This window comes from Staphylococcus sp. HMSC035D11, assembly GCF_001836075.1.
Taxonomy (GTDB): domain Bacteria; phylum Bacillota; class Bacilli; order Staphylococcales; family Staphylococcaceae; genus Staphylococcus; species Staphylococcus hominis.
Window position 1 is genome coordinate 1 of the sequence record NZ_KV827229.1, and the last position, 9973, is coordinate 9973.

General features: G+C 31.4%; 10 protein-coding genes and 1 pseudogene. 2 read left to right on the plus strand and 9 right to left on the minus strand.

Going from position 1 to position 9973, the window contains the following annotated elements; translation table 11 throughout:
• Positions 1-50: 50 nt before the first annotated feature.
• The 4 genes from HMPREF2647_RS03305 to deoC all read right to left on the minus strand — a co-directional run bounded on the left by HMPREF2647_RS03305 (position 51) and on the right by deoC (position 3625).
• Entirely contained in the window at positions 51-401 is a 351-nt protein-coding gene (locus tag HMPREF2647_RS03305) for a DoxX family protein (protein WP_019835528.1), read from the minus strand.
• A gap of 2 nt (positions 402-403) precedes the next feature.
• Positions 404-1588 (minus strand): phosphopentomutase, encoded by a 1185-nt coding sequence (gene deoB / locus HMPREF2647_RS03310; RefSeq protein WP_019835529.1) that lies wholly within the window; start codon positions 1586-1588, stop codon positions 404-406.
• A gap of 11 nt (positions 1589-1599) precedes the next feature.
• Entirely contained in the window at positions 1600-2901 is a 1302-nt protein-coding gene (locus tag HMPREF2647_RS03315; RefSeq protein WP_017176093.1) for a pyrimidine-nucleoside phosphorylase, read from the minus strand.
• A gap of 61 nt (positions 2902-2962) precedes the next feature.
• The gene (gene deoC / locus HMPREF2647_RS03320; RefSeq protein ID WP_017176092.1) at positions 2963-3625 is read right to left on the minus strand and encodes a deoxyribose-phosphate aldolase; all 663 of its coding nucleotides are present in this window, start codon (positions 3623-3625) and stop codon (positions 2963-2965) included.
• 146 nt (positions 3626-3771) lie between these two features.
• Between deoC and deoD the strand changes: the two genes are divergently transcribed.
• Positions 3772-4482, plus strand: a complete 711-nt coding sequence (gene deoD, locus HMPREF2647_RS03325; protein WP_017176091.1) for a purine-nucleoside phosphorylase — start codon at positions 3772-3774, stop codon at positions 4480-4482.
• Between the two features lie 85 nt (positions 4483-4567).
• Here the strand turns inward: deoD and HMPREF2647_RS03330 are convergent, their stop codons facing one another.
• The 5 genes and pseudogenes from HMPREF2647_RS03330 to HMPREF2647_RS03350 form a co-directional block, all read right to left on the minus strand.
• Positions 4568-5008, minus strand: coding sequence for a Dps family protein (locus HMPREF2647_RS03330; protein ID WP_017176090.1), 441 nt, complete (start codon positions 5006-5008; stop codon positions 4568-4570).
• Positions 5009-5218: 210 nt separating this feature from the next.
• Positions 5219-5614, minus strand: a complete 396-nt coding sequence (locus HMPREF2647_RS03335; RefSeq protein ID WP_019835530.1) for a thiol-disulfide oxidoreductase DCC family protein — start codon at positions 5612-5614, stop codon at positions 5219-5221.
• A 150-nt stretch (positions 5615-5764) separates the two neighbouring features.
• Positions 5765-7137: pseudogene (locus HMPREF2647_RS03340) on the minus strand (EVE domain-containing protein).
• A 397-nt stretch (positions 7138-7534) separates the two neighbouring features.
• The gene (locus HMPREF2647_RS03345; protein ID WP_070859527.1) at positions 7535-8467 is read right to left on the minus strand and encodes a type I phosphomannose isomerase catalytic subunit; all 933 of its coding nucleotides are present in this window, start codon (positions 8465-8467) and stop codon (positions 7535-7537) included.
• Between the two features lie 341 nt (positions 8468-8808).
• Complete coding sequence (locus tag HMPREF2647_RS03350; RefSeq protein WP_002448697.1) at positions 8809-9465, minus strand: SDR family oxidoreductase; 657 nt, start codon at positions 9463-9465, stop codon at positions 8809-8811.
• Positions 9466-9620: 155 nt separating this feature from the next.
• Here HMPREF2647_RS03350 and HMPREF2647_RS03355 point away from each other — a divergent pair, with 155 nt between their 5' ends.
• On the plus strand, positions 9621-9947 hold the full coding sequence (locus HMPREF2647_RS03355; RefSeq protein ID WP_002448641.1) for an ArsR/SmtB family transcription factor: 327 nt from the start codon (positions 9621-9623) through the stop codon (positions 9945-9947).
• Positions 9948-9973: the final 26 nt, after the last annotated feature.

The window sequence follows — 9973 nt, forward strand, 5'->3', positions numbered from 1 at the left end:
GCTAATTTGTTAGAAATTATGTCCCAGCCTCATTGTTTATTTAAGTTTTATTATAATTTTTTTACAATAGCTATTAAAATGAATTGAAGTGGTAATCTTAAGTATAATGCCCACTTAGGAACAGATTTATTTCCTAATGGTAATTGCTTTCTTGCCATGTAAATGTTTCCTGGAAAAACCGCAAGTAAAAATGCATTAATACCTTTTTTCAACCAATCCGCAGGTTTTTTAGCTAATAACATAACTCCAAAGAACATTTCAAATACGCCTGTCACTAAAACTGCTGTTTTTCGTAATGGTAAATACTCCGGTACAATCGATCTAAATTGACGTTCCTTTGTAAAATGTAGTATTCCTGCTGTTCCAAATGCTAAACCTAACAAATATCTCATTATTTTCATAATTATTCAACTCCCATTTCTTTTAAATAACTTTTTCCGTATTTTGGCAATTCAACATTGAAATTATCTGCAATTGTTGCACCAATAGAACTAAATGTTGTATCTCCTGATAATTCATGGTATGCATCTATTTTAGGGCTAAACATAAGCACTGGAATATATTCTCTAGTATGATCTGTTCCCTCTGCAATTGGATCATTACCATGATCAGCAGTAATAATCACTAAATCATCTTCTTGTAAATTATCAATTAATTCTGGTAAGCGTTCGTCAAAATCTTTAATGGCTTGTGCATAACCTTCTTTATCACGACGATGACCATATAAAGCATCAAAATCAACAAGATTTAAGAAACTTAATCCATTAAAGTCTTTTTTGACAACTTCTATTAACTTATCCATTCCATCCATATTATTTTTTGTACGAATGGCTTCAGTTACACCTTCGCCATCATAGATGTCATTGATTTTACCAATAGCAATAACATCATAATCACTATCTTTTAATGTATTCATAACAGTTTTACCAAATGGTTTTAAAGCATAATCATGACGATTAGATGTACGAGTAAAGTTTCCTGGTTCACCAACATATGGACGTGCAATAACACGGCCAATTAAGTACTTAGGATCCTTAGTTAATTCACGAACCTTTTCGCAAATATCATACAATTCTTCAAGTGGGATAATATCTTCATGTGCAGCAATTTGAAGTACTGGGTCTGCACTAGTATAAACAATTAAATCCCCTGTTTTCATTTGATGTTCGCCTAATTCATCAATAATTGCAGTACCTGAAGCAGGTTTATTTGCTACAACTTTTCGACCTGTCATTTCTTCAATCTCTTGAATTAATTCGTCAGGAAATCCATTTGGATAAACTTTAAATGGTTGCATGATATTTAGTCCCATAATTTCCCAATGTCCTGTCATCGTATCTTTTCCAACAGAAGCTTCACTTAATTTAGTATAAAAAGCACCTGGTTGTTCAACTTTATTGACTACTGGCAAATCTTCAATATTACCTAATCCTAATTTTTCTAAATTAGGTAATGATTGGTTAAAACCTTCTAACGTGTGTTTTAATGTGTGTGAACCTTCATCATTAAAAGCTGCAGCATCAGGTGCTTCACCAATACCTACTGAATCCATGACAATTAAATGTACTCTTTTAAATGGTGTCGTCATATTTAACACTCCTACTCTGTAATTATTTTATGAATTAATGTTGGTGTTTTTGCTTGCGCTTTAATTTCGATACTTTCGTCAAGTTTCTTAATTACATCATCAACATTTTCACGATTACTGTGAATCGTTAATAAAGACTCTCCTTCATTGACGTTGTCTCCTACTTTCTTATTCAACACAATGCCAACACTTAAATCTATGTCATCTTCTTTCGTTTGTCTTCCCGCACCTAACATCATTGAAGCAACGCCAATTTCATTAGCAATAAGCTCTGAAACTACACCACTTGATTTTGCTTTATAATCAATTTGATATTCGGCAGTCGGTAATAACTCCGGTGAATCGACAACTGAAGCATCGCCACCTTGATTTTCTAAAAATGTTTTGAATTTATCTAATGCTGAGCCATTTTCAATGGCTTCATTGAGCAATTGACGCGCCTCTTCAAGTGTACTTGCTCTTTCAGCAAGTACGACCATTTGTGAACCAAGCGTTAATACTAATTCAGTTAAATCTTCAGGTCCTTGACCATTTAATGTATCAATCGCTTCTTTTAATTCTAAAGCATTCCCAATCGCACGACCAAGTGGTTGGCTCATATCTGAAATAATAGCCATTGTATTTCTACCAACATTATTTCCTATGCTAACCATAGCATGTGCTAAAGCCTCGGCATCTTCTAATGTTTTCATGAATGCACCATTTCCAGTTTTAACATCTAGGACGATTGCATCAGCACCCGCGGCAATTTTCTTACTCATGATAGATGATGCGATTAGAGGAATAGAGTTAACTGTTCCTGTAACATCTCTTAATGCGTATAGTTTCTTATCTGCAGGTGTTAAATTGCCTGTTTGTCCAATCACTGCAACTTGATCTTCATTAACAAGTTTAATGAAGTCCGCTTCAGAGATTTCAACATGAAACCCATCAATAGATTCTAATTTATCAATCGTACCACCCGTATGTCCTAAACCACGGCCACTCATTTTGGCAACTGGCACTCCCACTGCAGCTACTAATGGTGCCAACACTAATGTCGTCGTATCTCCAACGCCACCAGTTGAGTGTTTATCTACTTTAATACCATTGACTTTTGATAAATCAATAACATCACCTGAATTAACCATTGCCATAGTTAAAGCTGCACGTTCTTCTTCATTCATATCTTGGAAGAAAATCGCCATAGCTAAACTTGAGGCTTGATAATCTGGGATATCTCCTTCCGTGTAGCCTTTGATAAAGAATTCAATTTCCTCTTTAGATAATGATTTTCCATCGCGTTTCTTTTCAATAATATCTATCATTCTCATCATTCTGAACTCCTCTCAAAATAAGCTGTTGTATCTGTATGCTGTTACATCAACTGCATGATTAATAATCAGAATCTGACTCTAAACCTTGAATAATTTGGACACCAGCACTCGCACCTATACGTGTAGCGCCTGCGTCAATCATTTTATTGAAATCTTCTAAATTACGTACGCCACCTGAAGCTTTAACCTCTAATTCGTCTCCCACAGTGTCTTTCATTAATTTCACATCTTCTGGTGTAGCGCCTCCCCCAGCAAAGCCAGTTGATGTTTTAACGAAATCTGCACCAGCAGCTTTTGCTAGTTCACTTGCTTTCACTTTTTCATCGTCTGTTAAAAGAACAGTTTCAATAATAACTTTCACTATTTTTCCATTAGCTGCGCCAACTACGCCTTCGATATCTTTTTGAACGTCTTCATATCTTCCATCTTTAAGTGCGCCTATATTGATAACCATATCAATTTCTGACGCGCCATTTTTAATCGCATCTTCTGTTTCAAAAATCTTTGTAGCGGTTGTTGTAGCTCCAAGTGGGAACCCAATCACTGTACATACAAGCACATCAGAATTCACAAGCTGTTCAGAAGCATACTTAACGTGGGTTGGATTAACGCAAATCGATTTAAAATGATACGCCTTAGCTTCAGAAATAATTTTATCAATCTGTTGACGTGTTGATTCCGGTTTTAAAAGTGTATGATCAATATATTTTGAATATTCCATAAAAATTTCCTCCAATGTATTGCTCGAAAGCCAACTGTATTAACATAATTTATATGTTTCTCTCATTTATATAGTACAAAAATTCGCAAAAATTTTAAACAAATGTTATCTTTATTTTGAATAAAAATGTTAAGGAGAAGATATTCATGACAAACGGTACACCTCATATTCAACCTAATGGAACTAAAATTGCTAAAACAGTATTAATGCCTGGGGATCCATTACGTGCAAAATATATTGCTGATAACTTTTTAGAAAATGTTGAGCAATTTAATGAAGTACGTAATATGTTTGGATACACTGGCACATATAAAGGTAAAGAAATCTCAGTAATGGGTTCAGGTATGGGTATTCCAAGTATTGGAATTTATTCGTATGAGCTTTATAATTTCTTTGATGTTGATACAATTATTCGAATTGGTTCATGTGGTGCATTACAAGAGAATGTGAATTTATATGATGTCATTATTGCTCAAGCTGCTTCAACTAATTCAAATTATGTAGATCAATTTAATATTCCTGGTCACTTTGCTCCAATTGCAGATTTTGAGTTAATTACTAAAGCTAAACAAGTTGCTGATGATATCGGAGCAGTTACACATGTTGGAAATATTTTATCATCAGATACGTTTTATAATGCCGATAAACATTTTAACGATAGTTGGAAGAACATGGGTATCTTAGGTATTGAAATGGAATCAGCTGGCTTATATTTAAATGCAATTCATGCTGGTAAAAAAGCATTAGGTATTTTTACTGTAAGTGATCATATCTTAAGAGATGAAGCTACATCAGCTGAAGAACGTCAAACATCATTTACTCAAATGATGGAAATTGCTTTAGAAATCGCTGAATAATCACTTATCAATGTTAATATTAAAAGTTAAAAGAGCCATTGTAGACGTTTTATCGTCCACAATGGCTCTTTTTAAAATAGAATATTTAAACTAAATAAGATTTAAACATCCAATTATGTTTATCTACTGATGTTTGCATGCCAATAAACATATCTTCTGAAACATCGTCTCCTGCTTCTCCTGCAACTTCAATTGCTTTTCCAAGTTGTTTAGAAATTTGAGTTAAATCTTCAGAGAAAGCTTTAACCATTTCTTCAGCAGTGTAATGTGTTTCTGCTTCTTTTACAATTGAAAGTTCTAAACTTTCTTTTAATGTTGCTACTGGGTTACCTCCAATTGCTAAAATACGTTCTGCTAAATCGTCTACATATTGACTAGCTTCATTGTATAATTCTTCAAATTTTTCATGTAATGAGAAGAAATTAGGACCTTTAACATACCAATGGAAGTTGTGTAATTTTGTATATGCTACTGTCCAGTTTGCTACTTGTTGATTTAATTCTTTTACTACATCTTGTTGAGTCATCGAATCTCTCCTTTTTTGTACTTTTATACAGTCAAGTCTCTCTTTTACAATCATAATTATATTATAATAATTATAATCTGTAAAGTCATTTTACACACGCAATTAAAAAACACTAATACTTATGAATAAATATATAGAATCATTATCAAAAGCTTTATAATATATAATCAAAATATATAGATATTATCAATTAAAAAATAGTTTTCTCATTTATTGTCTATCATCATCAATAAAGAATGATTTTTCATATGCGTTTGGTTTATGCCAATGTGTTTTCCACATTTTATCTCTATTATTAGCAAACAGTCGATAACCTAAATTTCTTATTGGTAATGGCATTACTCTAAGTAGTATGCCTAACCATTTTTTACTACTTAATGTTGTGATTAATTTTGCTACTGCAGTAGTCTCGTAATATAAACGATCTCCTTCTTGTAGTATCACACTATTTTTATTTTTAGCTTCGGGATGTTGTTTAAATAAATGTTGTCCCGCCTCTCCTTTTAAAGTCGCAAACTCATAATTTTTAGGTAAACCATGTTGTATTAGCCAAATACAATAATTATAACAATACACACAATTTCCATCGTAATAAACGATTGGCATGTTCCGTCACCTTCCTTTTTAACCTATTTAATATATTCCTTTTACAAGGACTCATTAAACACAGAAAAAGTGGATATAGAATTTATTTCAAATTCTATATCCACTTTAACTAATTATACATTATGCTGTTTTTATCTAACTTGTTTGACATTATGCATCATGGTTCACTTTTACAATACGTGTATATTTTAAAAATTGTTGTGAATATTTATTTTTTATATCTTCTAACTTTTCGTATGTTACGCCAATAATATGCCAATTAGGATTAAAATGATAAAAAGAATCTTTTTCACGAGACCAAGTAATCATGTTACCGTCTTTATTATATCTAGGTAATGTAACTTCGTACCCTTCTAAAACATTAATATAAGTTTGAAATATATCTGGATCAAGTCTATTAAAGTTATCAATCACTAAGTAACTTTTGTCATTTTTAGGCATAAGTTGTGTAATAAAACCTTCTCTATAATATAAGGCACCTGTCTCATTAGGTAGATATTTGCCATATAACATATCTTCACTAAAGTCAGGGTGACCACTAGTAATAACTGGATTAGCATTCGTTTTTTGTAAAAGATTATTGGCTGCTTTCAAACCTTCTTCACGTTTATCTACAACGAGTAAAATAAAAGGTTTAATGGTCTCATCATGATCCGTATTGAATCCTGGTTTTTTAATAGTCTCAAATGGTGTTCTAATCCCATCATTTTCACTCATGTCTATAATAGCATCGTATTGTGCTTGACTCATACTTGCTATTGCTTGCTTAGCATTTTCTTGTAAAAAGTATAAGTTCTTTAATTTAGGATGTTTATTTAGTGCTCCTAATGTAACAGGAGTGATATTCTTTTCATAATAAATCTCAATTGCAGTACTATTAGTACGACCAGGAATTGGAGGTTTTTCATGAATATGACGAGATACTTCACCAATTCCTACGACCGATTGATTACTATTCTTATCATAAAATATTAAATTATCCCCTACTTCTAATTGGTTATAAAAATGATAACCATTCCGTTTAATTCCATTATAAGTATGTGTAAAAATCGTATAATGTGTATCAGGTTCAAATTTTTCAGTTTCAGATAAGAAGAAATATCGAGGTAATTGAATGTTACCTTTTCCTAACTCAACGATTAATTGAAACTCCTCTTTTGTGATCTGATTTATTAACGTTTCTCGCATATTATTCATTCGATAATCTAGCACTTCACTACGTTTTAAATAGTCAGTAGTTAAAGGCTTTAATTCTTCATTAAATTTAAATTCAACTCTAATTTTATTTTGTGCTCCTGTTTGAACACTAATAATTTCCCCAATTCCTAATAATCCAGTATCTGTTTGTACTTGATAAAAAATCACTTGATCGCCAATTTTAGCTTTTTGAACGCTCGAAAACCCTGAGTAGGATTGAACTGTGCTCCAGACTCAAATAAAGTTATTTGTCCAACTAATGGTTCATTATGGTTCCATCTTGTATATCCACAATTTAACCAAAAGTAATTTACTTCTTCTGCCATCTAGAATCTCCTTCTTACTTATTTTAAATTTAGCATCTTTATTCATGTATATATTAATATTAATTTTAGCACCTATTAGTCATTTTTAGATAGCTTAACTTAAATATATGAATAGTCTATAAGATTTCATTTTTTTTATTTTATCATATTTTTTTAATAGAGTTGACGTATTATGAAATCACTTTTTAAATTCAAAAAAGTGAAATAGAATCATATGAATCATCACAAAATTCCATTTCACTATTAAAATATACTACCTCATTATTTAAACCTTATTAGATTTCCGATTAACAGAAAAAGGAAAATAAAAAACTTCTAGATTCAGCTATCACACTAGAAAATCATGCTAGATATAGAAATTATTCCAACATTTCTGCTTATAAATTAAATTGATTAACTAGATATAACTTATAATTAGAGTGAACTCGCCTTCAAATACGCTATCTAAATCTTCAGAAGTTAAAATAAAATTAGACCCCTTTTCTAGCTTAAAGATTTCTCCATCTGTAATCACTTGTCCATGACCTTCTAATACAGAAATAAGACAAAATTCACGAGGCTTCATATAATTAAGCGTTCCACTTATTTCCCATTTAACCATTGTAAAAAAGTCATTAGATACAATTTGGCTACGTTTATGATTTTCTACAATTGTAGTTTCAGGTACTATAGCAGGTGCATTTGCAGTAAATTGAATCACGTCTAATGCTTTTTTAACTTCTAATGATGATCCATCAGTTCGATTACGTTCATAATCATATACTCTATATGAAATATCAGATGATTGCATTGTTTCATATACTAAAACACCAGAACCTATAGAATGAAGCATTCCAGCTGGTATAAAATAAAACTCACCTGGTTTAACTTTGATTCTTTCTACTACATCCAACACCGCCTCTTCTTTTATCTTATTCTCAAATGTTTCTTTTGAATCAGCAGAGGTACCGAGTATAATTTCAGCATCTTCTTCTGCATCAATAATATACCAACATTCTGACTTACCATATTGACCGTTTTCAAATTCATATGCATACGAGTCGTCAGGATGAACGTGAATAGATAGAGAGTGTCTTGCATCCACTATTTTACATAATAAAGGGAAATCTTTACTTGGAAAGTCTCCAAATAATTCTCTATGCTCATTCCATACTTGATCTAATGTTTGACCAGCATACTGACCATTTTCAATCATATTTTTTCCATTCGGATGTGCAGAAATACCCCAGCATTCTCCAGTTTGTTCACTTGGTATGTCGTAATTAAATTGATTTAACTTATTACCGCCCCATATTTTTTCAAAGAAAATAGGCTTTAAAAATAATGGCATGATTGCACCTCCTAAAACACGGTTATTGCTTCTCTCTTTATTTTAAAGTGAAATATCGTATTTAAATGATTATGTATAATTAGAACAATTGATGACCCATTTTATCTTTAAATGACTATCTATTTAAGCTTTTAATATATCAGATAACTAATTCTATATAAATGCTATTTCGCTTCTATAGTTAAATAAAAATTTTCACTCATATGTTTATTATATCAATTTCATTATTAATTTAATAGAAATTATATATATTAATAAAAAAGAATAGAACAGCAAGTTTTAAAACTCACTGTCCTACTCTAACACAGAACTTTTCATTTGTAATTAATTATCTAACTTAACTACTCAAAACGAGATAATGCTTCTTGAATAGATTGATGCCCTGAAAGAATTTGAAATTCTTTATTTTCAAATTTATTTTCAGAAGTCGCTACGTGTTTTAATACAGAAGCCACATCTTCGCGTGGAATTGTACTTCCTTCATCAAAATACAAGTCAGCTTTAATTTCACCAGTACCTGATTTATCTTCTAAACCACCTGGATGAACGATTGTATAAGTTAGTCCAGAATTTCTTAAATGATTATCTGCATAGTGTTTTGCAATTGTATAAGGTTTTAAATCTCCACTTGCATCAAATGCTTCACGACGTGAATCGTAAGTAGAAACCATTACATAATGTTTAACATTTGCTTTTTTACTTGCTTCAATCGTTTTCACTGCACCATCTAAATCAACAATGATTGTTTTATCAGCACCTGTGCTACCACCTGAACCAACTGAGAAAATAACTTTATCAAAGCCTTTGAATTTCTCAGTTAAATCATCAATACTATCTTTTTCTACATCTATTAAAATGGCATTAACACCTTGATCTTTTAACGCACTTTCTTGTTCTTCTTTACGAACACCGGCTGTAAAATCAACTTGATCTTCTTTTAATTGGTTAACCAATTTAGAACCTACGCCACCATTAGCACCAATAACTAATATACTCATAACCTTATTTCCTCCTTCAATTCATTTCATAGTTTATTAATACCACTTAGTATCATTTTTAAACTTATTTACTATATATCATTGACACTTAGACAAGGACACTATATATTAATATATGAATATATATTAATATATTAAAGAGGAGGTCTCATGTGATGTCCAATACAAATAAAGATAGAGATATATTTATAGATGAATACATGCTTAACCGTTTAACTGAGACATTTAAAGCGTTAAGCGATTATAACCGTTTACGTATTTTAGAATTGTTATATAAAGGTGAAGCTAGTGTTGGGCATATTACGCATACATTAAAATTAACTCAATCAAATGTATCGCATCAATTAAAGAGTTTAAAACAAGCAGGCCTCGTTAAATCGTCACGTCATGGACAATCCATGATTTATTCTATAGACGATCAACATGTTTCTACTTTATTAAAACAAGCCATTCAACATGCTCATCATCAAAGAGGTGAATAATAAATGTCTAATCACACACACCATCA

Coding starts and splice junctions, on each gene's coding strand:
- deoD (WP_017176091.1), top strand. CDS start 3,772: ATGACAAACGGTACACCTCATATTCAACCTAATGGAACTAAAATTGCT.
- HMPREF2647_RS03350 (WP_002448697.1), bottom strand. CDS start 9,465: ATGAGTATATTAGTTATTGGTGCTAATGGTGGCGTAGGTTCTAAATTG.
- deoB (WP_019835529.1), bottom strand. CDS start 1,588: ATGACGACACCATTTAAAAGAGTACATTTAATTGTCATGGATTCAGTA.
- HMPREF2647_RS03345 (WP_070859527.1), bottom strand. CDS start 8,467: ATGCCATTATTTTTAAAGCCTATTTTCTTTGAAAAAATATGGGGCGGT.
- HMPREF2647_RS03315 (WP_017176093.1), bottom strand. CDS start 2,901: ATGAGAATGATAGATATTATTGAAAAGAAACGCGATGGAAAATCATTA.
- deoC (WP_017176092.1), bottom strand. CDS start 3,625: ATGGAATATTCAAAATATATTGATCATACACTTTTAAAACCGGAATCA.
- HMPREF2647_RS03355 (WP_002448641.1), top strand. CDS start 9,621: ATGTCCAATACAAATAAAGATAGAGATATATTTATAGATGAATACATG.
- HMPREF2647_RS03305 (WP_019835528.1), bottom strand. CDS start 401: ATGAAAATAATGAGATATTTGTTAGGTTTAGCATTTGGAACAGCAGGA.
- HMPREF2647_RS03335 (WP_019835530.1), bottom strand. CDS start 5,614: ATGCCAATCGTTTATTACGATGGAAATTGTGTGTATTGTTATAATTAT.
- HMPREF2647_RS03330 (WP_017176090.1), bottom strand. CDS start 5,008: ATGACTCAACAAGATGTAGTAAAAGAATTAAATCAACAAGTAGCAAAC.